Origin of the sequence: Vibrio cholerae, from assembly GCF_008369605.1 — a bacterium.
In the GTDB taxonomy this organism is placed as follows: Bacteria; Pseudomonadota; Gammaproteobacteria; order Enterobacterales; family Vibrionaceae; genus Vibrio; species Vibrio cholerae.
The window spans coordinates 2,514,945-2,539,230 of sequence record NZ_CP043554.1; the positions used below are offsets into that span (position 1 = coordinate 2,514,945).

16 protein-coding genes and 1 pseudogene are annotated in these 24,286 nt (G+C 48.4%); 6 read left to right on the forward strand and 11 right to left on the reverse strand.

Annotated elements, in window-relative coordinates; all coding sequences use genetic code 11:
- Nucleotides 1-225 precede the first annotated feature (225 nt).
- The 5 genes from argR to F0316_RS11755 all read left to right on the forward strand — a co-directional run bounded on the left by argR (nucleotide 226) and on the right by F0316_RS11755 (nucleotide 5,815).
- Nucleotides 226-696: a transcriptional regulator ArgR gene (argR, locus tag F0316_RS11730; protein WP_069730557.1), complete on the forward strand. Its 471-nt coding sequence runs from the start codon at nucleotides 226-228 to the stop codon at nucleotides 694-696.
- A gap of 323 nt (nucleotides 697-1,019) precedes the next feature.
- Nucleotides 1,020-1,988: a TAXI family TRAP transporter solute-binding subunit gene (locus F0316_RS11740; RefSeq protein WP_000056629.1), complete on the forward strand. Its 969-nt coding sequence runs from the start codon at nucleotides 1,020-1,022 to the stop codon at nucleotides 1,986-1,988.
- A 170-nt stretch (nucleotides 1,989-2,158) separates the two neighbouring features.
- On the forward strand, nucleotides 2,159-4,723 hold the full coding sequence (locus tag F0316_RS11745) for a TRAP transporter permease (RefSeq protein ID WP_000195226.1): 2,565 nt from the start codon (nucleotides 2,159-2,161) through the stop codon (nucleotides 4,721-4,723).
- 121 nt (nucleotides 4,724-4,844) lie between these two features.
- Complete coding sequence (locus F0316_RS11750; RefSeq protein WP_000276487.1) at nucleotides 4,845-5,282, forward strand: universal stress protein; 438 nt, start codon at nucleotides 4,845-4,847, stop codon at nucleotides 5,280-5,282.
- Between the two features lie 149 nt (nucleotides 5,283-5,431).
- On the forward strand, nucleotides 5,432-5,815 hold the full coding sequence (locus F0316_RS11755; protein WP_000753231.1) for a DUF2061 domain-containing protein: 384 nt from the start codon (nucleotides 5,432-5,434) through the stop codon (nucleotides 5,813-5,815).
- Between the two features lie 63 nt (nucleotides 5,816-5,878).
- Here F0316_RS11755 and F0316_RS11760 read toward each other — a convergent pair whose 3' ends face one another.
- Nucleotides 5,879-6,676, reverse strand: coding sequence for a glycosyl hydrolase 2 galactose-binding domain-containing protein (locus tag F0316_RS11760; protein ID WP_149560498.1), 798 nt, complete (start codon nucleotides 6,674-6,676; stop codon nucleotides 5,879-5,881).
- A gap of 146 nt (nucleotides 6,677-6,822) precedes the next feature.
- Nucleotides 6,823-7,245, reverse strand: coding sequence for a ribonuclease E inhibitor RraB (gene rraB / locus F0316_RS11765; RefSeq protein WP_000019331.1), 423 nt, complete (start codon nucleotides 7,243-7,245; stop codon nucleotides 6,823-6,825).
- A 726-nt stretch (nucleotides 7,246-7,971) separates the two neighbouring features.
- Here rraB and arcA point away from each other — a divergent pair.
- Nucleotides 7,972-9,195, forward strand: coding sequence for an arginine deiminase (gene arcA / locus F0316_RS11775; RefSeq protein WP_149560499.1), 1,224 nt, complete (start codon nucleotides 7,972-7,974; stop codon nucleotides 9,193-9,195).
- Between the two features lie 95 nt (nucleotides 9,196-9,290).
- Here arcA and tldD read toward each other — a convergent pair.
- From tldD to F0316_RS11820, 9 genes and pseudogenes are all read right to left on the reverse strand, one after another.
- Nucleotides 9,291-10,737, reverse strand: a pseudogene (gene tldD / locus F0316_RS11780) (metalloprotease TldD).
- Nucleotides 10,737-11,564 carry a carbon-nitrogen hydrolase family protein gene (locus F0316_RS11785; protein WP_001189989.1) on the reverse strand — a complete coding sequence of 276 codons (828 nt, stop codon included), beginning with the start codon at nucleotides 11,562-11,564 and terminating at the stop codon, nucleotides 10,737-10,739. The pseudogene tldD and the gene F0316_RS11785 overlap by 1 nt, the downstream one beginning before the upstream one ends.
- An 8-nt stretch (nucleotides 11,565-11,572) precedes the next feature.
- Nucleotides 11,573-15,448, reverse strand: a complete 3,876-nt coding sequence (locus F0316_RS11790) for a YhdP family protein (RefSeq protein WP_032467975.1) — start codon at nucleotides 15,446-15,448, stop codon at nucleotides 11,573-11,575.
- Nucleotides 15,449-15,460: 12 nt separating this feature from the next.
- A complete protein-coding gene (rng, locus tag F0316_RS11795; protein ID WP_001271880.1) occupies nucleotides 15,461-16,930 on the reverse strand; it encodes a ribonuclease G in 1,470 nt (489 codons plus the stop codon).
- A 25-nt stretch (nucleotides 16,931-16,955) separates the two neighbouring features.
- On the reverse strand, nucleotides 16,956-17,519 hold the full coding sequence (locus tag F0316_RS11800) for a Maf family protein (protein ID WP_000155857.1): 564 nt from the start codon (nucleotides 17,517-17,519) through the stop codon (nucleotides 16,956-16,958).
- A complete protein-coding gene (gene mreD, locus F0316_RS11805) occupies nucleotides 17,516-18,004 on the reverse strand; it encodes a rod shape-determining protein MreD (RefSeq protein WP_000952871.1) in 489 nt (162 codons plus the stop codon). The genes F0316_RS11800 and mreD overlap by 4 nt, the downstream gene beginning before the upstream one ends.
- Nucleotides 17,991-18,881: a rod shape-determining protein MreC gene (gene mreC / locus F0316_RS11810; RefSeq protein ID WP_000802448.1), complete on the reverse strand. Its 891-nt coding sequence runs from the start codon at nucleotides 18,879-18,881 to the stop codon at nucleotides 17,991-17,993. Before mreC ends, mreD begins: the two co-directional genes overlap by 14 nt.
- Nucleotides 18,882-18,937: 56 nt before the next feature.
- Entirely contained in the window at nucleotides 18,938-19,981 is a 1,044-nt protein-coding gene (locus F0316_RS11815) for a rod shape-determining protein (protein ID WP_000473772.1), read from the reverse strand.
- A 167-nt stretch (nucleotides 19,982-20,148) separates the two neighbouring features.
- Complete coding sequence (locus F0316_RS11820; protein ID WP_407047560.1) at nucleotides 20,149-24,009, reverse strand: DUF6701 domain-containing protein; 3,861 nt, start codon at nucleotides 24,007-24,009, stop codon at nucleotides 20,149-20,151.
- Nucleotides 24,010-24,286: the final 277 nt, after the last annotated feature.

A 24,286-nucleotide genomic window follows, 5' to 3' on the forward strand; every position in this document is an offset into this window, starting at 1 on the left:
CGTCAGCTTTGCGACTTTGCGCAATACTGCTGAGAAGGCGTTACAGCATCGAAGACGATTATCGGTTAATGTTCAATTGAGACAAAGAGTTATACAGCGATCTAACCTGATAACAAAAACATTTACAGTGACAGTGAAGACAATTTTAGCGAGTCGTTTGGTGTGTCATGCATAGGTATGCGAGAATATGCACAAATCGATCATTTAACCAAAGTAAGAAGAACCATGCGTAACGTAGATAAACAAGACAACCTAGTCCGAGCCTTCAAAGCCTTACTAAAAGAAGAACGCTTTGGCTCACAAGGCGATATTGTTGAAGCGCTAAAAAATGAAGGCTTTGACAACATCAACCAATCCAAAGTATCGCGCATGCTGACCAAGTTTGGCGCGGTACGTACCCGTAACGCTAAGATGGAGATGGTTTACTGCTTGCCTGCAGAATTAGGCGTACCGACAGCGAGTAGCTCACTGCGTGAATTAGTGCTGGATGTGGATTACAACAACGCGTTGGTGGTGATCCGCACAGGTCCGGGAGCGGCACAATTGATCGCTCGCTTGCTCGACTCTCTCGGCAAATCCGAAGGCATTCTCGGGGTAGTCGCTGGCGATGACACGATTTTTATCACCCCGACCTTGGATGTTCCAGTGAAAGAGCTGTTCCAATCTGTGTGCGAATTGTTTGAATACGCCGGTTAACCACTTTCTCATTTAATGATGTTTAGTCACGTCATAGTGCGTGACTAAACTCACATCTTAGAAACATCATTACTCACCACTTAAACATACTAAGCATCTGAAATTAAAAGAGTATATTTACGGAATACTCAACACTTTGCTGTTTAATAAATGAGTCAATCACACTATAAATTTTAACAGTTGTGTAATTATCTGTTGTTTTTTTGGTATGATTCCGCTGCTTTATCGTTCTTTGCCGCGAATAAAGCAACGTTTCTCAGGCAGGAAAGCTCGAAGCCGCGCTGACGCTTTGGGTTACATTACCAATGAAGGAAGGGAAATTCATGTCATTACCTAAAATAATCAAAATGGGTGCTATCGCAGCCGCAGTTATCGGCTCTGGTGTCGCCAGCGCACAGGATTTCATTACTATCGGTACCGGTTCGGTTACTGGTGTTTATTACCCGACGGGCGGCGCTATCTGTAAATTAGTGAACAAGGATCGTAAAGATCACAACATTCGTTGTTCCGTTGAATCGACTGGCGGCTCTATTTACAACGTCAACACTATCCGTTCTGGCGAATTGGATTTCGGTATTGTGCAATCAGATTGGCAGTACCATGGCTACAACGGTACGAGCGAATTTGCAGAACAAGGCCCATACAAAAAACTGCGCGCCGTATTCTCAATGCACACCGAGCCTTTCAATATCATCGCGCGTGCTGATTCAGGCATTGAAAACGTGAAAGACCTCGCGGGCAAGCGCGTGAACATTGGTAACCCAGGCTCAGGCGATCGCGCCACTATGCAAGTGGTGATGGATGCCTTCGGTTGGAATAACGACAGCTTTAAACTGGCGGCGGAGCTCAAAGGTTCAGAGCGCTCACAAGCGCTGTGTGACAACAAGATTGATGCCTTCATCTACATGGTTGGCCATCCAAATGGTGCCATCAAAGAAGCGACCACCTCTTGTGCTGCCAAACTGGTTCCCGCTACGGGCCCTGAGATCGAAAAGATCGTCGCCAACAACCCTTACTATGCATACAGCGTTGTACCGGCTGGCATGTACAGCGGCACAGATCAAGAAGTGAAAAGCTTTGGTGTGGCAGCAACGTTAGTCACCACGGAAGATGTGTCTGAAGCGGTCGTCTACAACCTGACCAAAGCGGTATTTGAAAACTTCGATACCTTTACTCGCCTCCACCCAGCGTTTGCTAACTTGAAAAAAGAAGACATGGTAACCGCAGGGAACTCTATCCCACTCCACCCAGGTGCAGTGAAATACTACAAAGAAGCGGGTTTGATTAAGTAACGCGTTTCAATTGAGAAGGGAGAGGAAATCCTCTCCCGTAAAAATAAAAAAAGAGGAGGCAAATGCCTCCTCCTTAGTATCACGTTCACGTTTGGTGATACTACTTTCAGGTACAACACTCTCAGTACCGATGACAAGTCTATGGAACATCAATAATAAGGATAAGGTACATGACGCAGACAACAACACCGTCGCAAGATGTGCAAGAGATGGTGGCGCAAGCAGACACTGGCGCTCGAGCCCCCAAAGGGCTTCCGGGGCGTGTGCTTTGGTTTGTTCCGCTCTGTTGGTCACTTTTCCAACTTTGGTACGCTTCACCACTCCCCTTTATCTTCGACTTCGGCGTACTCAATGATACGCAAGCTCGCTCCATTCACTTAACGTTTGCCGTTTTTCTCGCCTTCACGGCCTATCCGGCAATGAAAGGTTCGCCGCGCGATCGTATTCCTTTAACCGACTGGCTTTTGGCACTCGCGGGCAGCTTTTCCGCTGCTTATATCTATCTGTTTTACGCCGAGCTCGCAGGACGCTCAGGCGCACCCACTCAGTTTGATGTGATCGCCTCTGTGGTCGGCATGGTATTACTCCTCGAAGCGACACGCCGGGCATTAGGCCCACCACTGATGATGGTGGCCGCGCTCTTTTTACTTTACACCTTCGCTGGCCCTTACATGCCCGATGTGATTGCCCATAAAGGGGCGAGCCTAAATAAGGCGATGTCACACTTGTGGCTCACCACCGAAGGGGTATTTGGTGTCGCACTTGGGGTATCTACCTCATTCGTGTTCCTGTTCGTGCTTTTTGGTGCCATGTTGGAGCGGGCTGGCGCGGGCGCTTACTTCATCAAAGTGGCTTTCTCGATGCTCGGGCACATGCGTGGCGGTCCAGCCAAAGCGGCCGTGGTAGCGTCAGGCCTTTCCGGATTGGTTTCTGGCTCTTCAATCGCCAACGTGGTCACCACGGGAACTTTCACCATTCCTTTAATGAAACGTGTCGGCTTTCCCGGCACCAAAGCGGGTGCAGTGGAAGTGGCCGCCTCCACCAACGGCCAACTAACCCCACCGATTATGGGCGCAGCGGCTTTCTTAATGGTGGAATATGTCGGGATTTCCTATGTTGAAGTGATCAAAGCGGCGATCCTACCCGCACTGATTTCTTATATCGCGCTGATTTATATCGTTCATCTTGAAGCGTGTAAGGCGGGCATGAGTGGTTTGCCTCGTCGTCATCAATCGACGGTGGCTCAAAAGCTGCTCTCATTTACCGCCACGATTCTTGGTTTATGCGTGATAAGTGCCGTGGTTTATTACGGTATCGGCTGGACTAAAGAAGCCTTTGGCGACGCAGCAACGCCCATCCTTACTGTGGTGTTATTGGCCGCTTATGTTGGCTTAGTGAAAATCTCCGCCCCCTACGCCAAAGAGGGTTTAGGGATTGATGAGAATTTGCAGTACGTCCCCGATGTCGCCCCGACGCTAAAATCCGGTCTACACTACTTGCTGCCGATTGTGGTATTGGTGTGGTGTTTGACGGTTGAGCGCTTCTCGCCCGGCTTATCCGCCTTCTGGGCCAGCGTGTTTATGATTTTCATCCTACTCACGCAACGTCCACTGATGGCTCTCTTTAATCGCACAGGTTCACTGGGTGATGCGGCGAAAGAGGGCGTGACTGATCTTTTGGAAAGCTTAGTCTCAGGTGCCCGTAATATGATCGGAATTGGGGTCGCGACCGCTGCCGCTGGCACAGTCGTGGGGGTAGTTACCCTGACTGGGATTGGTTTAGTGATGACCGACTTTGTCGAGTTTATCTCTGGCGGTAACTTGATGCTGATGCTGATTTTCACTGCCGTGATCAGCTTAATTCTGGGTATGGGCTTACCAACGACCGCCAACTACATCGTGGTTTCCACCTTGATGGCTCCAGTCATTGTCACTCTAGGCGCTGAACATGGCTTAATCATTCCACTGATTGCGGTGCATCTGTTCGTATTCTATTTCGGTATTTTGGCCGATGATACGCCTCCGGTCGGACTTGCCGCATTTGCCGCGGCGGCGATCGCCAAATCCGACCCGATCCGCACCGGTATCCAAGGCTTTGCCTACGATATCCGCACCGCGATTTTGCCTTTCATGTTTGTGTTTAATACCCAACTGCTGCTGATGGGCATTGATAGCTGGTGGCACTTAATGCTGACCATACTCTCTTCCATTACCGCCATGTTGCTGTTCTCGGCGGCAACCCAAGGGTGGTGGTTAACCAAAACCAAATGGTGGGAAGTCGTCGCGCTACTGGTGCTGACCTTTACCTTCTTCCGCCCCGGTTTTTGGTGGGACATGGTCTACCCAGCTCAAGTCATGTATGCCGGCACTAAGTTAGAGCAGATTGTCGAGCAAGCTCCCGTTGGACAACCGATCCAGATGATCGTCGCGGGAGAGAATCTTAAAGGCGAATACACCTCTAAAACCGTGCAACTGCCGTTTGAAGATCGCGCCGTCAGCGCTCAAGATCGGATCGCCTCGATGGGCTTAACTCTGCTTAATGATAAAAACCGCATGCTAGTAGAAATGGTTGAGTTTGGCAGCCCAGCCGAAGCGGCGGGCATCGATTTCGATTGGGAAATTCGCTCAGTGGTGGTCGATAGCGATCGACCAATGAAAGAGTGGGTATTCTTGCCTGCGATTTTGCTGACCTTACTGCTGGCTTGGAACCAAAAAAGACGGATAAAAAAGGCGTAACAAGGTGCTATGTCAATATGCCTGAGTCAAATCAGGCATATACTTATCCCGTCAATCAATCATCGCCAACGCATCCCTAAGACGCATGTTGCGGGATGACGAATAAACCCTAGAGAGCGTCATGTATAAACATATTCTTGTTCCGGTTGATTTGAATGAACAAGGCTTTGCCGACAAAGCGGTGCAACTTGCTGTCTGGCATGCTAAGCATTCCAATGCCGAAATTCACTTGCTGAACGTGTTGCCTGGTATTCACATGTCCATGGTGGCGACTTATTTTCCCAAAGATGCTGCCGCGCAGATGAAAAATGATGTGCGAGCACAACTCAAAGCCTTTGCGGAGAAGCACATCGCTGAAGAGGTGGTGTACAAACTCCACATCGCCGAAGGCAAACCTTACGCCACTATCCTTGATTATGCCGAGCGCTTAGGGGCTGACTTAATTGTTATGCCAAGCCACAAACGCTCACGCATCGATAAAGTGATGCTCGGCTCCGTGGCCAGTAAAGTGGTAGAAAATTCGCCCATTAATGTCATGGTCGTCAAACCACAAGGTTAATCGGCCCCATCTTCAATCGTTTATTCAAGGCGCATATTGCGCCTTTTTTGTTCACCGATTCCTATCACACTAATTGGTTTTGCCTGTTTGAATAACTGAGAACGATTATCGATACTCAACTCATCGTACAAGATCAGGTGGACTGAATCATGAAAAAGACATTAAGTTTTGCAGCAATACACTTTACCATCGCGTTTACGGTAGCGTATGTACTGACAGGCGATGTCATCATCGGCAGCCTGATTGCAATGCTCGAACCTATGGTGAACACCGTTGCGTTCTACTTCCATGAAAAAGCATGGGTGAAATCCGCTGCTTTACAACGCTTTGCGGGCGACCCAAGAATCAAAACGGCCAGCTTCGCGACGATTCACTTTACCGTAGCGTTCAGCGTGGCTTACCTGTTGACGGGCAGTTGGTTGGTCGGTGGAGTGATGGCGATGATTGAACCCAGCATCAACACTTGTGCCTACTACTTCCATGAGAAAGTCTGGCAAAGCAAACACGCAGGCCATCTTGGCTGTGCTCACTAGGTGCCAAAGTATCTTCAAACGCCTTCTTGATGAAGGCGTTTTGTATTGTCGATGCAAAAAACGTTACAGCGGGAAATGGCTAACACAATGCGCTTCACTCAAGCCAAGTCGAAAACGCTTAACTTGCCCATCCAACTGCACGGTGATCAGATACAGATCTTCTGCTCGCGGGTGACGCACATCGTAGATCTTAGGGGCATCAACCTGAAAGAGTACGCTCGCATGATCGCTACGCACATCAATCGGCACTTGATAGGCTCGCCCGTCAAATTTTACCGCAGCGGAAACCAAGCCCGGCGAATAGGTGGTGAAAAACAGGTTTACCAGCAACTCGCAGCCGCTGTGATGCCAGATTTGCTCAGTTGAAACATGAGTCAGACGCAAATGACGGATGCATTGTAGATAAGGCGCTTTCCAGATCCCCATTCGCTGATCATAATTGGGCTCATCCTGCTCGCCCAAGAAACACAACTCGCTCTCCTCTTCATCCAGCAACCCATCCTCATCCGCTTCTAAAAATAGAATTTCAAATCGGTTGCGTCCCAGCTTCAATAATGGACGAATCTCTTTGCGGTAAATCGCTTGTGAGCCATCACAGTCAAACAGCGCCACACCGTTAAGGCGCACTTCAGCGTGATAATCAATGCCTTCAATAACCAAATCAATAGCGGCAAAGCTCAACAAATCGTCATCCACCTCTATATCGTGCATTAAATGCCACTCTTGCTGCGCAATATCGTCTTCGCTCAATGTTTTGGGCAAAACGGCACTTAATGGCGCTGGAAAGGTGATGTCATCTTGAGGGATGGAGAGATCCGTCAGTGGAGAGAGTTGCCAAAGGCCGGCGAGTGAGAGCTGCATAAGGTTCCAATTCCTGTTGGTTTGCGCGCATTATACCCGAAGTGAAATCTATTGCAGCGTCCATGTAACACAGTGATTGTGGCTTACAATCGATTAGTACAGGCAAAAAAATACCAGCCCTGTGGCTGGTATCTTAGACTCGAGGATTAATGCTCGTCGTCTTCATCCTCATCTTCGTCAGAGTACAAAGCGTCTTCGCCTTCGTAATACGTACCCCAACCGTCATAAATGATGTCAAATTTTTCAGCCAGATTGACCAGTTTTTCCACTTGTTCATCAATCAGTTTGGCATCTAATGCAGACTGCATGGTGGCATCAAAGCAGAGCAGCTTATTGCCATCTTCATCTTCCGTTTCTTCCGCTTCCAGCACTTCAAAACCCATTTTGAACGCTTCAACGGCCGCTTTTTCCAGCTTATCGAAATCTTCTGCAAACAGATGGTGCTCAATCTCATACAAGGCATCTGGATCACTGCCATCTTCGAGCAGGGCCTGAATAATGTCGCGAGTCTCTTCCTTTTGGATCTCGATTAATTCTTCTACAGATAGATAATCATCTTGGTGAGACATGATGTGCTCCAGATAGTCAATGGGATCGGAAATTTGTGCGGCGCACTATCGCATGGATTGAAGGGAATTTCTAGCCACAAAACGATCTGGGAAGATCTTTCACTGAACTCACGATCCTTTCCTTATAAGGTTTTTAACATTTTTTTATCAAATGCCAAATTCAGCATAATCTGTGCTCTCTCTATCCGTTGAAATCGAGCGGCTGATTGCCTGTTTATGGAAAGATAATGCATAGCTAAAAACCGGCTAAAAAAGGGAAAAATGCCACCCTCTCCTTCAAGCACTCACCAATTGTGAATAAATAGTTAATTAAATAACCAAAAATGCATAAACACATCGGCTTATGCTGCGCATAGCTAAGCAAATTGAGCAACAACACACTTCTTAGGTGCAAAAAGAATACAGCGCTAAAAATCACAGTCAAAAAAGACAAATAATCTAAAAAATAAAAACAAGGCGACATTTAATAACACAAAGCCAACTTGCAACTTCATATAAATCTCTTCATAACTATATCGAACCGAAGAATTGGCAAGCAGGATGCTTGTTATACCCAAACTACTTGGAGTGGCAGGTAGGCGGCAAGAGAGTACATCCCCATGAGCATAGATAAACACTGTGACTGGGATGAACGAACGTAGCCAACACCGCTGCAAATAGGAAAGGGATAAGCCATCGCTACCTACACATCGCAATGGGTGGCACAAAAGAGAGGAAGGAAACCCGATGAATCGTTTGTATGTGGGCTCTGAAGTGGGGCAACTGCGCCGTGTATTGTTAAATCGTCCGGAGCGGGCACTCACCCATTTAACCCCCTCTAACTGCCATGAACTCTTGTTTGATGATGTACTGGCCGTTGAAGCGGCGGGCGTTGAGCACGATGCCTTTGCCAATACGTTGCGCACGCAAGATGTGGAAGTGTTACTGCTGCACGATTTACTCGAAGAGACACTCGCCATTCCTGAAGCCAGACAGTGGCTACTGAACACTCAGATCAGCGATTTTCGCTTTGGTCCAACCTTTGCTCGCGAGCTGCGCCACTCTCTTAACCATCTTGATGATCATCATCTCACCACGCTTTTACTGGGCGGGCTCGCTTTTTCTGAATTGCACCTCGAATCGGATTCCATGCTACCGAAAATGCGCCAGCCACTCGATTTTGTGATTGAGCCGCTGCCCAATCACCTGTTTACTCGTGATACCTCATGCTGGGTGTATGGCGGGGTGTCACTCAATCCAATGATGAAACCGGCTCGCCAGCGTGAAACCAACCATTTGCGCGCGATTTATCGCTGGCACCCGACTTTTGCCCAGCATCCTTTTATCCACTATTTCGGTATTGATGATCTGCACTACGACAACGCCAATATCGAGGGTGGTGATGTGCTGGTGATCGGCAAAGGCGCGGTGTTGATTGGAATGTCTGAACGCACTTCACCACAAGGGGTGGAAAATTTAGCGGCCGCACTCTTTAAACATGGTCAAGCCAGCGAAGTAATTGCGATCAACCTGCCCAAACATCGCTCATGCATGCATTTAGATACGGTGATGACTCATATAGATGTGGATACTTTTTCCGTTTATCCAGAGGTCATGCGTAAAGATCTGCCGACTTGGCGACTCACCCCTAAGGGCAACAACGGCGATATACGCGTTGAGCAAGTCCCCAGCTATTTACACGCCATTGAGCAAGCACTTGGAGTCGATTATTTGAAAATCATCACCACAGGTGGCAACAGTTACGAAGCCGAACGCGAGCAGTGGAATGACGCCAATAACGTCCTCACTGTCAAACCTGGGGTAGTGATTGGCTACGAACGTAACGTTTATACCAATGAGAAATACGATAAAGCAGGCATTAAGGTACTGACCATTCCCGGCAATGAGCTAGGACGAGGCCGCGGCGGTGCACGTTGTATGAGCTGCCCGATTGAGCGTGACGGGATTTAATCTCTCAACGCAAAACCACCGCGAATGGCGGTGGTTTTGTGTCGTAGTGTCTATTGTCAGACTAACGGTTAGGCCAACGAACAAGAAAAATTCGGTTACTCAGTCCCACCCACAGTCAGGGCATCCAACTTCAGAGTTGGCTGGCCAACGCCAACTGGCACGCTTTGTCCGGCTTTACCACACACGCCAACACCACGATCCAGCGCCAGATCGTTACCGACCATAGAGACCTGCTGCATAGCTTCAATACCAGAACCAATCAGAGTGGCGCCTTTGATTGGACGGGTGATTTTGCCATTTTCAATCAAGTAAGCTTCAGAGGCCGAGAACACAAACTTACCGGAGGTGATATCCACCTGACCGCCGCCAAAGTTCGGAGCGTAAATGCCTTTTTTCACCGAAGCGATGATCTCTTCTGGTGTGTGCTCACCCGGCAGCATGTAGGTATTGGTCATACGCGGCATCGGCAGATGAGCGTAAGACTCGCGGCGACCGTTACCCGTTGGTGCCACCCCCCATTAAACGCGCATTGAGTTTGTCTTGGATGTAGCCTTTCAAAATGCCTTTTTCGATCAGCACGTTGTATTGACCACTCACCCCTTCATCATCGACATTGAGTGAGCCGCGCAGATCTTTGAGTGTACCGTCATCGACAATCGTACACAGATCGGAAGTGACTTTTTTGCCGACTTTGCCTGCAAATACCGACGAGCCTTTACGGTTAAAATCGCCTTCCAGGCCATGACCGACCGCCTCATGCAGCAACACACCCGGCCAACCAGAACCGAGTACCACAGGCATGGTTCCGGCAGGAGCGGCTACCGCTTCAAGGTTAACGAGCGCTTGACGAATCGCTTCATCGGCGAAAGAAAACGCGATTTTTTGTCCCGCTTCTTCTTGTAAGAAATAGTCGTAACCAAAACGGCCACCACCACCGGCGCTACCGCGCTCACGACGATCGCCTTTTTGCGCCAACACACTGATCGAAAGACGAACCAGAGGACGAATATCCCCTGCATACGTGCCATCAGTAGCCGCTACGAGGATCTGCTCATGCACACCGCTTAAACTGACTGACACTTCGGTGATGAGTGGCTCTTTAGTACGAATGTACGCATCCAGTTGTTTCAGCAGTTCGGTTTTTTGCTGTTTTTCCCAACTTTCCAGTGGGTTATGCGCGCCATAAAACTCAGGATGTTGCGCGCGCTTAAACGCTTGTACGGTGAGGTTTTGACCTTGTTGAGCAATCCCACGCGCCGCGATGGCACTCTGCTTTAAACCTTCTAACTGAATTTGATCAGAGTAAGCAAAACCGGTTTTTTCACCACTGACGGCGCGCACACCGACTCCACAATCAATATTGAATGAGCCATCTTTAATGATGCTGTCTTCCAGCACCAGAGATTCATGCCAGCTGGATTGGAAATAAATATCGGCATAATCAATTTGGCGAGTCGCAATACTGGACAGCGTATCGGCAATATCCTGTTCAGTGAGCCCAGCGGGTGCCAGCAGTGCCGTTTCAATTTGGTTCATCGTCATCAGTGTGTGTTCTCTATTAATTGATGGGTAAAACGCGTGTGCTGTGTAATGGGCATTGCGCGTCTCACAGAATCGAGCGTTGCAAGATCGAACTCGACCACTTTACTTTGTACTTCGGCGCCTAAATTGGCGATCACTTCACCCCACGGGCTAATCACCATGGAATGTCCCCACGTCTCTCGTCCGCATGGGTGATGTCCAGTTTGACCCACGGCAATCACCCAGCATTGCGTTTCAATGGCTCGGGCGCGTAACAAGACTTCCCAGTGGGCTTGGCCTGTCACCGCAGTAAAGGCCGCAGGAACCAGCAAAATCTGTGCACCTTGGCGCCGTAATTCTGCGTACAAGTGCGGAAAGCGCACATCGTAGCAAATCGATAGACCCAACGCTCCAAACGGCGTTGAGGTGACGACCACCTGTTGCCCCGGCGTAAAGGTTTCGGATTCGCGATAACGCTGATGGCCATCGGCGACATCGACATCGAACATATGCAGTTTATCGTAAACCGCCACTCGCTCACCTTGTGCATTCCACAATAGGCTACTGGTGGTGACCCCGTCAGCGCGGCGGATCGGCATACTGCCTATTAATAACCATACACCATATTCTTTGGCGAGGCTCGCTAAGGCGTGCTGAACTGGACCGTGATCCAGAGATTCGGCTTGTTGATGGTATTGTTCACGATTCCCCAACAGCAGGGCATTTTCTGGTGTCACAATCCATTGCGCTCCTTGCTGAGCAAGCTTGGCCACCTCTTGTTTGAGATAAGTCAGATTACGACTTATCTCAGGGCCTGAGGTCATTTGCACCAGTCCAACTCGTTGCATTTTCTTCCCTATTCAGTCAGTTTACGCAGCTTTTCCGGCAACTTGAATTCGCCTTTACTGCGCGAAAGCTCTTTCACCGTCGGTGAATCGAGCGGTCCTTTTACTTCATAGTTAACTTGAGTAAACACTTCCACTACCGGAGAGATCACCGTGGTGATCGCCAGCACATACAAGGCGGTTTGCGGTGTCACCGCAAACGCCGTCAATACCGGAATGCCTGATGTAATGTCCGGGACGAAATTCACTTCTGCATCGACCGTGCGCGTATTGAGATCGGCGAGACCTTTAATCGTCATCTCTCCGGCCACCGCATCCATTTTGATGTTATTGGTGACAAAAATTCCTTGGGAAAGCTCACCACTGCCGGAGATCGAATCAAACGCCATCCCTTTATCAAATACATCGCTAAAGTCGAGCTGCATTTTGCGTATGATTGAATCAAGGCTAAATAGACCAAGTAACCTTGCCGCCCCACTCACATCGGAAATCACCCCTTTTCCAAGTTTGGTATCCACCTTGCCTTGCAAAGTGTTGACCTGCATTGACCACGGAGCGCCATCCCATTGGGTTCTTGCGGTAATCTCAAACGGCGCACGCTGGATACCTGAGTTGATCCCAAAACGTGCCATCAAGTCACTGTTGTTATCGCCCTTCATATCCAAATTCATTTGGGTTCGGCTCTGAGTATCAGTCAGAGTCCAAGTGCCATTAACATGCAGTTGGTTGGTACCACTAGTGAAATCAATGCTCTTCCACAGCAGCGTATCCCCTTGGCGCTGAAAATCGACATTGGCTTGGCCGATTTTGTAGCCTTGCAACCAAAAGTCTTTGATGGTCAACGTAAGGTTAGGCATCCATTGATGGAATTTACGATCAAAATCGGTGATAAGCGGTAATTTCTGACGATCAAGATCAACCAGCAACGCCTCTTCCCCCACCTCGAGCTGAGGCAAAAACAGATGCAGGCGCTCAAGCGCAATACTCAAATCATAAGGCTCAATATAATTGGCTTGGCCTTTGATCTCTTGGCTATCCAGATTGAGAAGCCAGCCGAGGTCTTTGCGCCGCGCATTAAGATCCACGTCATGCCAATCCAACCCTGCAAAGGTCAGCTCTTTAACCGCCGCATCCACTCGTTCTGGCATTGGAAATGCCGGCGTATTTAAACTAGCCAGCTTAGATTTTCGCGATTTAGGCGCAGGCTTTTCATTCAAAATGGAGAGCCAATCATCCAGATTGAACGCTTGGCTACGCAACTGGACATGATGCCCCACCACTGGGCTAATTTTAAAACTGCCCTGCCCAAGCACCAGATTCGTGGCTTTCAGAACCGGTACTTTAGGCGTTAAATCGATCTCGGCCTGATATTTTGCTTGCGGCAGTTGCAAGCGCGCGGAAACCATCTCTTGATTGCCCGAGGCTTGCAACAGAGCCTGCCCTTTCACTTTGAGTGCTTTTTTAAGTGGGAAGGGGTAGCGGCTCTCTAACCCGCGCAAATCCGCCTTACCATCCAATTGGTAAGTAAAGCCCACATCATTGAGTTGAATGTCAACGCTCGCCTGCCAAGGTGCATGGCCTTTCACTCGGCTTAACCAGCGTTCGCCCACAAACGGGATCAGCGGTTTGACTTCCCAATCCCCAACCATATCAATGCCAACCGCATAACCCCGCTTGGCATCTTCGCCTTTAAAATCGATCGAGACGGGCTGTTTGAGCAAACGGGCATCAAGCCCCGCTGCACTCACGCGGTCATTATCGAACTCGATTTTGCCAGACACAGAGGTAAGGCTCATCGGCGGTGTATCAATATCCACCGCGTTATTGCTCAGCTCGGCAAAGCCCCAAGCCCGCGGCTCTGCGCCACTGTGGAATGGAATATTGAGTTGAAACTCTGAGCGCACCGGACCTTTAACTTGAATCGTAGTCAGCGCCGCGCCTACGGAATCGACTAACGGGGTCGCCATCATGTAATTGCGAATCGCGTTACCTTGCTGGGCACTGGCTACCGCTTCAATCTCAATGTGACCCAGCTCGGCCAATTCAGGAATACGACCGGTGATCCGTTCAGCACTGACTTCCATCAAGGTAGCAGAGCGCGAGTCGAGATACATGGCGTCATTTTCAAACAGCAGATCGAGCTGCAAATCGGTGATCGGTGGCCAAGCCGTATCAAAGGCAAATTTGGCCTCTTTTAAACCAACCCAAGCTTGGAACACGCCATTGTGCATACGATAAGGAAACTGATCTAACGCGCCATACCAGATCAGTTTCGCGGTATTGACTTGTCCCGCTTGAATCGCGGTCGAGAGATAATCGGTCAGCTCACGGCCTAACGCCAACGTCGGCAAGTAGCGCCATGTCTCCCCAGCATTAAAGAGATCGGCTTCCGCATAAAATGAGAGGAATGGGCTAGCATCATCCGGAAAATCGAGACGAAATGCGCCCAGCGCTTGCAAATCCGGCGTCGCTACCGTGACTTTATCGGACCAGAGCGACCATCCATATTGCTCTTGCTGCCAGACCAGATTCACTGCGCCTTGGCGGATATTCAGAGGAGCTTGGAACACCTCACCATAGGGCAAGACGTCATCCACCATGCTGGCTTTAATGAGTGCTTTGCTCGGCGAGCCTTGAATTTGCGCTTGCAGAGCATTGACTTGGGGTAGCAACTCCCATTGCGCTATTCCGCCATCAATTAATGATGCCGAATAACGTAATGATTCTAACGTTGCGCCTTTGGCAATGCGCACATCTTCCAAAGTCCCTTTCGGCTTTAAGGTTGTCAGCCAATGATTGAGCGTTTGTGACTCGGGGATCAACTTAGCCAGAGGTAACAGGTTCTCAATATTGAGCTGAGAGAGATTAAGCCGCCACTCATCGGGCTGCCAATCCATCGCCACATCCAAAAGCGGCCATAGCTCATCATCACTTCGTAAACGCAGTGAGTGGGCATTCACTTGCCAACCTTTCTCGGTTGGTTTGAGTTCGACAATCCCTGACTCAAGCAGCAGTTCATGGGTCTGCTCACCGTTTTGCCACACCAACTCCGAAGGCTTAAATTCGACATAGCCATCTTTCGGCTGATTGTGCTCAAGGGTCGCCCAAGCATTTAAGCTTACTTGGCCTTTTTGAATGCCAGTTTGATCTTTTAAATATCGTGTTAACCAAGGTAATACGCGCACTTTATCCGCGCTGACATAGAAATCGCCCGACACATCGCGCAGCGAACCATGATCAATAAAGTTAGCGCTTACCAACAAAGAGTTGATGTTGATGCCTGCAATACTGACCACCCCTTCAGCAAAGTGGCGTAGACCTTGGTTTTGCCAACGCAGTTTTTCAATATCGAGTTGGCGCAGATCGCCGGCAAAAGTGCGATACAAAATCGCTGAGTTTTTGAGGGTGAAATCATCCAGTTGACGCAGTAAGAGATCATCGAGCTGTTTGACTACGCGGCCTTGACGCGACTGTTTCGGATTAGGATTTTGCTCTAAGGCCAGCCAGTCGATCGCCCGTAAATCAAGGACTAAACCATTGACAGTAAGATCGGCAACCACAGGTTGCCGCTGCCACAGTGATTGCAGCAGGTCGAACTCAATCTCGACACTGGCCGCGTTCAGCTGAATATCGTTACTGTCCGGCCAATGGGCTTGTAAGGTTTGCAGTGAGAGGGAGGGGTGCGTATTGCGCCAGTAACCTTGTACATCAGCAATCGCCACTTGTACCGACGAGTTTTGATTCAGCCAATGCTGAATCTCCGCCTGAAAACGGTTCATTTGTGGCAGCAAAATGCGCAGGGCTGTGACGGCCAAAGCCAACACAATCAGCAGGCTGACCAGCAGCCACATAAGGATCCGCCCGAGGCGGGTTACTGTCGAAATCACCCGATGCCCTATTTACATCATCACAACATCAAATTGCTCTTGGTTGTAGAGTGGTTCTGCTTGAATTCGCACTTCTTTACCAATGAACACTTCCAACTCCGCCAAGGCATGTGACTCTTCACCTTGCAAAGTATCGGCCACTGCCGGTGAAGCATAAACCACGAATTTGTCCGCATCGTAGGCTCGATTCACGCGCGTAATTTCGCGCAAAATCTCAAAGCACACCGTTTCCACCGTTTTCACGCTGCCTCGCCCTTCACACGTTGGACAAGTCGAACAGAGCACATGTTCAATGCTTTCTCGGGTTCTTTTACGCGTCATCTCCACCAACCCAAGCTGAGTAAAGCCGTTGATGTTGGTTTTGACCCGATCTTTCATCAACGCCGTCTCTAAAGAGGTGAGCACTCGCTTACGGTGTTCATCCGACGCCATATCGATAAAGTCAATAATGATAATCCCACCTAGATTGCGCAGACGCAGCTGACGAGCAATGGCTTGAGTCGCTTCAATATTGGTATTGAAAATGGTCTCTTCGAGATTACGTCGACCCACAAACGCACCAGTATTGATGTCAATCGTGGTCATGGCTTCAGTCTGATCGATGATCAGATACCCCCCCGATTTGAGCTCCACTTTGCGTTCGAGAGAGCGCTGAATCTCATTTTCCGTATCGTACATGTCAAAAATGGGCTTATCGCCGTGGTACAGCTCTAATTTAGCCGTCAGCTCAGGGACATATTCGGAGGTAAACTCTTTGAGGTTTTCGAACTCTTGTCGTGAATCGATGAGAATTTTGGTCAGTTCGGTGCCGACAAAGTCACGCAAAATGCGCTGCGCCAGACCAAGCTCGCCATACAGCATAGAGCGGTTCTTGTATTTGCTGCGCCGCTCAATCACTTTTGACCACAAACGCTTAAGAAACGCCGCATCTTGAGTCAACTCTTTTTCGTTTGCCCCTTCTGCTGCAGTTCGGATAATGAACCCGCCATGCTCATCGCAATAATGAGAAACGATTTTCTTTAGGCGCTCGCGCTCCGCTTCGCTTTCGATGCGTTGTGATACGCCAACATGGCTTGCCCCCGGCATAAAGACCAGATAACGAGAAGGGAGTGTGATATCGGTAGTTAAACGCGCGCCCTTAGTACCAAGCGGGTCTTTGACCACTTGCACGACAATATCTTGCCCTTGGCGCACCAGCTCGGAAATATCACGCACTTGGAACTGCTGCTTCTCACTTTCGGCAACACACTCGGTGTGGGGCACAATATCCGAGGCATGTAAAAAAGCGGCCTTGTCGAGTCCAATATCCACAAAAGCAGCTTGCATGCCCGGTAATACCCGGCTGACTTTGCCTTTGTAAATATTGCCAACAATGCCGCGTTTGGCTTCACGTTCAATATGGATTTCCTGAAGGATTCCCCCTTCAATCATCGCCACCCGTGTTTCACTCGGGGTGACGTTTAACAGCAACTCTGCACTCATGAGCGCACCTCAATGATTAAAATGATTAGAATTTGTGCAGAAGCTGGTCAGTCTCGTAGAGTGGCAATCCGACTACCGCGTGGTAGCTGCCTTCAATCCTCGTAACAAATCGTCCACCCAATCCCTGAATGCCGTAACTGCCAGCTTTATCGCAGGGCTCACCACTTTGCCAATAGGCTTCTATTTCTTGTTCTGACAAAGTTTTAAACCACACCTCCGTAGTTACCACCACGGAGTGAGTGATGCCGCGGCAAGTCACACTCACCCCGGTCATCACTTGGTGTTGGCTACCGGAAAGTTTGAGTAACATGCGTTTTGCATCAGCAAAATCACGCGGCTTTTCCAACACCTGTTGATCTTTCACAACTATCGTATCTGAACCAATCACGACCGCCTCGGCCGCGACCAAGGCCGCTCCCGCTAAGGCTTTATCGCGAGAAAGCCGTTCAACATATTGCGCTGGCGACTCAGCCGCTGCGCGTTTCTCTTCGACATTCGGAACCACGACTTCAAACTGGTAGCCCATTTGAGCGAGCAGTTCACGACGTCTAGGGGATCCCGAAGCCAACACTAATTTCGATATTGTCATTTCACATGCCAATGGCGTCGAACTCGGCGCAGTAATAAAAACATCCACGGCCAAAGTATACAGGCAATCACTCCACTCCAGAGTGACAACGGATTGAATGTCACATTCTGGATCAGGTACTCACCACAGAAAATCAGCACTTCCAATCCCATCGACAGCAAACCAATCACAATCGCTTGCTGCCATAGAGCCATGTTGCGCAGTACCAAGAAATTCATCGCGACCAGATAGATGATGATCGACATCATCATGCCGCGAATACCTAAGGTGGAACCGAGTAACAGATCCCACAATAAGCCCATGACCAAAGCGCTGCCGACATTTACTCGGTGTGGCAGTGCCAATACCCAGTAACAACAGACCAGCAGCAGCCAAGGTGGCCGGAACAGATCTAAGGTTCCCGGCCATGGGATGGTTTGCAAAATCAGCGCCAGTAAAAATGAGGCAAGAATGACCATGCGGCCTTTAATATCACTGCTGAGCATTGGCTTCTTCCTCTAATAGCACCTGCGGATCAGCCTGCATCACTTTTTGTAAGCGATCTTCGTTTGGCCAAATCAGCAATAAGTAGCGCAAGCGATCAAATTCCACAACAGGATCGGCTTTGATCGAGGCAAACTCACGGCGCGTGTCTTTATCCACCTGTGACACAATCGCCACTGGGTAGCCTTCAGGATAAACCCCGCCCAAGCCAGAGGTGACAAGCATATCGCCGACTTCAATATCGGTACTGGTCGGTATATGTTCCAGTTGGATTTGATCGGTTTGTCCATTGCCTGAGGCGATGACTCGAATATCATTGCGAATGTTCTGTACCGGAATCGCGGTATTAGGGTCAATCAGGAGCAAGACTCGGCTATTGTGCGCCGCCACAAAGGTGACTTGTCCAACAATGCCTTTTTCATTGATGATCGGCTGACCTTCGTACACTCCATCTACGCGGCCTTTATCGATCACAACTTGGTGACGATAGGGCGACGTATCGACCGCCATCACTTCGGTCACCACCTTTTTCTCATCGCGCAAAAAGGAGGAGCCGAGTAACTTACGCAGCCGTTGGTTCTCTTCTTTGTACTGCTCAAGCAGTAACAGATTACTTTTCAGGGTCAGGACTTCACGTTTTAGCAGTTGGTTATTTTCCCGTAACTGCTGATGAGAGCTGATGCTGTCATAAAAATCGTCAAACAGTACGCGCGGCAGATCCGCTGCGTACTGAATAGGCGCAACCAGACTATTGAGCAGAAAGCGTACATGTGAGAATGCACCTAAACGACTATCAGCCAGCATAAGGCTGGCTGATAGCATAACCGCAAAAAATAGCCGTAGCTGCAGAGAAGGTCCTCGACCAAAGATAGGTTTCATCCAATAACCATCCTAACTCTGAGCAAAGTGCCATGCATAAGGCACAACACTACGGTTTATTCTTCGCTAAACAGATCGCCGCCGTGCATATCGATCATTTCTAAGGCTTTACCACCCCCACGCGCCACACAGGTCAGCGGGTCATCGGCGATCACCACAGGAATGCCAGTTTCTTCCATTAGCAGACGATCCAGATCTTTCAGCAGTGCACCACCGCCTGTGAGAACCATACCGTTTTCAGAGATATCTGAAGCCAGCTCTGGTGGACACTGCTCGAGTGCAACCATCACCGCAGACACAATCCCCGTCAGCGGCTCTTGCAGCGCTTCAAGGATCTCGTTCGAATTCAGTGTGAAACTGCGTGGTACACCTTCTGCTAGGTTACGACCGCGCACTTCGATCTCTTGCACGTCATCGCCCGGATAAGCTGAGCCGATTTCGTGTTTGATCTTTTCTGCAGTGGCTTCACCAATCAAGCTACCGTAGTTGCGGCGCACATAATTAATGATCGCTTCATCAAAACGGTCACCACCGATACGCACAGACGATGAGTAAACCACGCCATTGAGCGAGATCACCGCCACTTCCGTTGTACCACCACCGATATCAATCACCATTGAACCGGTTGGCTCAGAAACGCGCAAACCAGCACCGATGGCGGCCGCCATTGGCTCATCAATCAAGTAGACCTCACGAGCGCCCGCACCCAGTGCCGATTCACGGATCGCACGACGCTCAACTTGGGTTGAACCACAAGGCACACACACCAGTACGCGTGGGCTTGGCTTTAACACGCTGTTGTCGTGCACTTGGCGAATAAAATGCTGCAGCATTTTTTCAGTGACGTAGAAATCAGCAATAACACCGTCTTTCATTGGGCGAATGGCTGAAATATTACCTGGGGTTCTACCGAGCATCTGTTTTGCGGCATGGCCAACCGCTGCAACGGTTTTACCGCCACGACCTTTGTCTTGACGAATTGCAACAACAGAAGGTTCATCAAGAACAATTCCCTGTCCTTTGACATAAATAAGTGTGTTGGCGGTACCTAAATCGATCGATAGGTCGTTAGAAAACATGCCACGAAGTTTTTTGAACATATTCTTCGTTCGTCCTGCAAGAAATGAGAAAAGGAAAATTGCACTAAATGTACCAATGCCTTGCCATCACAGCAAGGCGTTGATCCATAAACATGGACTGAAACACGCAATTTCTAACAGTTCTCTAACGGAATGAGAGAAATCTGGATCCATTGAGTGCTTAATCATTAATTCGATTCGCGCCACCAGATCACCCGATCACTGCCGCGATACAAGCCAAATTGCGCTCGACCTTGGGTGGTTTGATCAAAATTGCCGTCACCATCTTTGTCTTCGGCAAGCCACAGCAAGTTGTGCGCATTGAGATCCAACACCGAATCAATCACACCACGAGCCCCCGCTCCCGGCGCGCTAAAGCGAATGGCGCGCTGACCTGAGTTTAAATCAGCCGCCGAATGCTCAGCCAAGACTTGGGGAGGAACCGCAACGCCAGTGGTCAATACGGTATAACCGTTGTTATTAGGATCCGATTGCAAGGTAAAGCCTGTGATCGCAGGCAGTGCGGTGCAACTGTCCTCAATCGTACGAACAAAACCATTGTTGGTGAAATGCTCGACATAGATGGGTTGCTCTAAGGCTTGAGTCTCTGGCCCATACACATCTTGAATGACTAATTTGCCCCAATACAGCGGCATGGCTCCATCAATGTGTGAAAACGTATATCCCGAACAAAGAGGTGAAGCATTGGGTCGATAGCAAACCCCATCCTGATCCGTTAAATCAGAGGCACTTAAGGTTAAGTTAAACGCTGCATTAAATACCGGTTTAGGTTGTAACGGTTTTTGATAACTAAGCCGCTCACCATCAAGTATTACACCACTGGTTGATGCGGTTTGACGCGTCACCGGTTCGTCCAATTGGTTAGTGAAAACGATCGAGAGGTCATTCGCAGCATCGCTATAATCTCTTTCCGTCCATGAGTTTTCATAACGCCACCAATCACCAATTAAATAATTAAGCGTATCAGAACCACTACCTGATTTGGGCTGTAAATAGAGGCCTGGATTGTTGGCATAAGAAAACGGTTGGCCTAGGTAGGTAAAAGGTTGACCGCCTGTCGAACACGCAGCAGCCAATGTAACCGTCATCGGTGAGACGTCAAAATATGCCGGGATAAAGCGGCCTATCGGCCCAGTTGACACAACATCAATCGGTAGATTGGCGCTAGCTAAGTCAAGGCCAAGATAATGGGTGGGGGCGACCAAAGAGAAATCAAACACCCCGACTTCGCTCACTTTTTGCGCAACGGTTGTTGTACCCCCCTGTAGATGAGTGTATTCATTTACACCTAACACGCCCGACTGCCCTGTAGATGGCTGCACCAGAGTGTGTTGTAGCGCGATATTTTGTTGCTGGTAGTTATGAATAGTTAAATCGTCAGAAGCGTCAACAGGGTCGGCAACAACCGCCTCTGCACGAATATTAAGATCAAAGTTTTCATCGGCTCTCGCAAAAACATTGCAACTCATATTTGCTGCAGGGCATTGACCATCACTGTTATAAAAGCTTTTTGCATTCAAAACCAATGCCTTAGGGACACGAATAAAACTAGCTTGCCCTTCGAGAAGCAGATCTTGCTCATCACCACTGCCCGTAAAGCGAGCATTTAAAGCCACATTCCCCGCTTCACGATAGGAAACCGTGAATGCCGCTGTACCATTTTGGTCAAAAGTCAGATTAATTGGCTGAGCATTATTGGCACTTTGTCCCACATTCGTTCCATTCACCACTACAGGCAAAACTTTAAATCCGCTGCTACCACTGCTTGGCTCTAAATAATCACTCCAAAACGCCACTGATTTTTGGACATTGCCAAAACTTGGTAAGCATTGTTGTGAAGCATTATCTTTGCGCACCGCTTTTATGGTGCCCGTCACCGTCTGGTTAGCATAAGCATTGGGTACATCGACAACAAAACCGCTGTCTAGAAAGTTGACCGTGCAATTATTGGCAGAAAAATCACTACCGTTGTAACTGCACTGAGTATTATTAAAAGCCACCGCAGTGGGATTTGAACCAGAAACGCCAACGTCTACAGTACCCGCCTCATTTCGCCTTAATTGAGTCAGTCCAATACCATTATTTAAAGTCAATGTTGAACCATTTACCCATCCCCCTGTGGCGCTCGGTAATGAATTAGGCGTTAAATAAGCCGTAACAGGATCGGTAAAAGTGTTGCTGCAATCACTATTAGCACAAGCTCTAACCGATACATCTGCCACATCACAAGTTAAAGCCTGCTGCGGAAGTGTGATGCGGAAATGGTTAATTTGCGCGCCGACTGGACGAGATTTGAGTGCACAAACGCGAAAGTTATCGATTTCATGGTTGTTGACCGATGCACCAGTAGACCCCGCAAGCGATAAGAAAAACTCTTCAGGTATTGCTCCTTGCTGATTTAAAGGAATAGAGTACTGATTGAGAATAGTTGTCGTACTATTATTGCGGGTACGCCGAATTGAGAGTAGGACTTGACTGGCATTACGGGAATCAATCTCAATTAAATAGCGATCACCTGGCGCAGGTGTATTCGTATTACGAGTATCAATATTCGGGCTTACTGTCTGGTGGGTTAAATATCGATAGTTACTCGCTTGTGATCCTCTTACCGTAATCGACTGAGGCCTAAAGCCAACACCACCTACCCTGCCTTCAGTTGGATTTGCAAAGTTCCCCCATTCATCCAAACCAATACCTAACCATCCACCAGCAAAACCGGGAGTATTAGGATTAGTATCGGTTCTTTGTGCATAACCCAACGAGCCACCAAAGCCACCGGTACGTGGCGTCACGGTAGCATCAGAGAAAATCAGTGAAACACCATCTGCTCCATTACCCGTTAAGTTTGCCCATGCATAATAGTCCAGCTCTACTTGAACTAAGTTGTTAGCTGCAGGGAAAATGCGTTGGTAAGTCACCGCAGTCGCCTGATTTCCAATAGCCTCCGTAAGACGCAAGCGATTACTGACGACTCTCGGTGTAAAGTTACCACTGCTGGTGAAGGGCACCCAATCTTGCTCAAGATTAGGACGATTAAAATCATCGCTGAAACATTGTGGGCTCTCCCCCCCACAGGAATGACGTTGATTGTATAAAGATAAAATTTGTTCATCCGTTAACGCTGAACCATAAATCGTTACTTCATCAATACGGCCATTAAAACTACGACTATCAAAGTTAAAATCACGTCCAATTTCTAAATTAAGAGTATTGGTCCTTAGTGCTCTTGAATCGTTATTGGATGCAACCGCAACACCGTTAATATAGATCCGTTGTCGTTGATTACCTGACAAATTTCGATCATAGCGAATAGTAATGTGTGACCACGTATTTAATGGAATACTTTGAGTAGTTCTTAGTGAATTAGCATTATTATTACTCGTGGCCCAATACCAGTAGACTCGTCCTTGACTATCCAAGTGGAACTCGTAGTTGTCATCTTTTGCAACAATCGTATGCAAACCATCACCAGTGGGACGACTTACCGGATAAACCCAAGCAGATACGGTTAATCTCTCGCTAAATGATAATTGTTGATTATGAGGAATATCTACGTACTGATTTTGGTTACCTATGAATACCCCATAACCACAAGTACCCATATTATTTAAATCGACAGGGAGTGCTGGCGCTGTGTTATTGGTTGTTGCACCATTTATGGCTCGTCCATGTAGAGTATCACTAACCGAGTTTTTCACTTGCCCAACTTGTCCATTCCACTGCGCTTCATCCAGTTGATAAACCGCGATTGGAGCTGGAGAACAGGCATTGAGCGGATTTGATCTCGGCAAACAACTTCCAGTAACCGAACTGTTATTAACTTGTACAACACCGCCTGAATTGTTAACCGTTAAACTACCATAAACAGTAGAATTATTAATTGTGATGTCATTCGAATTTGTCGTAACAGAAATAGGATTGGATAATGAACCTAAAGTACTGTTTGAGGCGTTGAAGCGATTTGACCCAGAAATACTACCACTAGTCATAGTAACCGAATTAAACGTCACTGGATTATTCGCTGACATAGTAATATTTCCACTATAGGTTCCACCTGTTATATTTACAGCATCATTACCACGAATATCTCCACTAAAATTTACATTGTTTATATTTACTGATTTATTCAGACTTATAACATTACCTTCCACCACCCCACTATTTAGAGTAATCACACCACCAGAGGTAATATTTCCGAACAAGGATAGATAACTCAGGTCGATATTAGAACTAGTTGCAGTGATATTCCCATACATTGTCGACGTTTGTGTAGTAATAGTTTGAATGTGTCCATAGTTAGCTTGT

What these genes read in the sequence shown, in the direction of transcription:
- argR (WP_069730557.1), top strand. Translation starts at nt 226, where the DNA reads ATGCGTAACGTAGATAAACAAGACAACCTAGTCCGAGCCTTCAAAGCC.
- F0316_RS11740 (WP_000056629.1), top strand. Translation starts at nt 1,020, where the DNA reads ATGTCATTACCTAAAATAATCAAAATGGGTGCTATCGCAGCCGCAGTT.
- F0316_RS11745 (WP_000195226.1), top strand. Translation starts at nt 2,159, where the DNA reads ATGACGCAGACAACAACACCGTCGCAAGATGTGCAAGAGATGGTGGCG.
- F0316_RS11750 (WP_000276487.1), top strand. Translation starts at nt 4,845, where the DNA reads ATGTATAAACATATTCTTGTTCCGGTTGATTTGAATGAACAAGGCTTT.
- F0316_RS11755 (WP_000753231.1), top strand. Translation starts at nt 5,432, where the DNA reads ATGAAAAAGACATTAAGTTTTGCAGCAATACACTTTACCATCGCGTTT.
- F0316_RS11760 (WP_149560498.1), bottom strand. Translation starts at nt 6,676, where the DNA reads ATGCAGCTCTCACTCGCCGGCCTTTGGCAACTCTCTCCACTGACGGAT.
- rraB (WP_000019331.1), bottom strand. Translation starts at nt 7,245, where the DNA reads ATGTCTCACCAAGATGATTATCTATCTGTAGAAGAATTAATCGAGATC.
- arcA (WP_149560499.1), top strand. Translation starts at nt 7,972, where the DNA reads ATGAATCGTTTGTATGTGGGCTCTGAAGTGGGGCAACTGCGCCGTGTA.
- F0316_RS11785 (WP_001189989.1), bottom strand. Translation starts at nt 11,564, where the DNA reads ATGCAACGAGTTGGACTGGTGCAAATGACCTCAGGCCCTGAGATAAGT.
- rng (WP_001271880.1), bottom strand. Translation starts at nt 16,930, where the DNA reads ATGAGTGCAGAGTTGCTGTTAAACGTCACCCCGAGTGAAACACGGGTG.
- F0316_RS11800 (WP_000155857.1), bottom strand. Translation starts at nt 17,519, where the DNA reads ATGACAATATCGAAATTAGTGTTGGCTTCGGGATCCCCTAGACGTCGT.
- mreD (WP_000952871.1), bottom strand. Translation starts at nt 18,004, where the DNA reads ATGCTCAGCAGTGATATTAAAGGCCGCATGGTCATTCTTGCCTCATTT.
- mreC (WP_000802448.1), bottom strand. Translation starts at nt 18,881, where the DNA reads ATGAAACCTATCTTTGGTCGAGGACCTTCTCTGCAGCTACGGCTATTT.
- F0316_RS11815 (WP_000473772.1), bottom strand. Translation starts at nt 19,981, where the DNA reads ATGTTCAAAAAACTTCGTGGCATGTTTTCTAACGACCTATCGATCGAT.
- F0316_RS11820 (WP_407047560.1), bottom strand. Translation starts at nt 24,009, where the DNA reads ATGTCAGCGAATAATCCAGTGACGTTTAATTCGGTTACTATGACTAGT.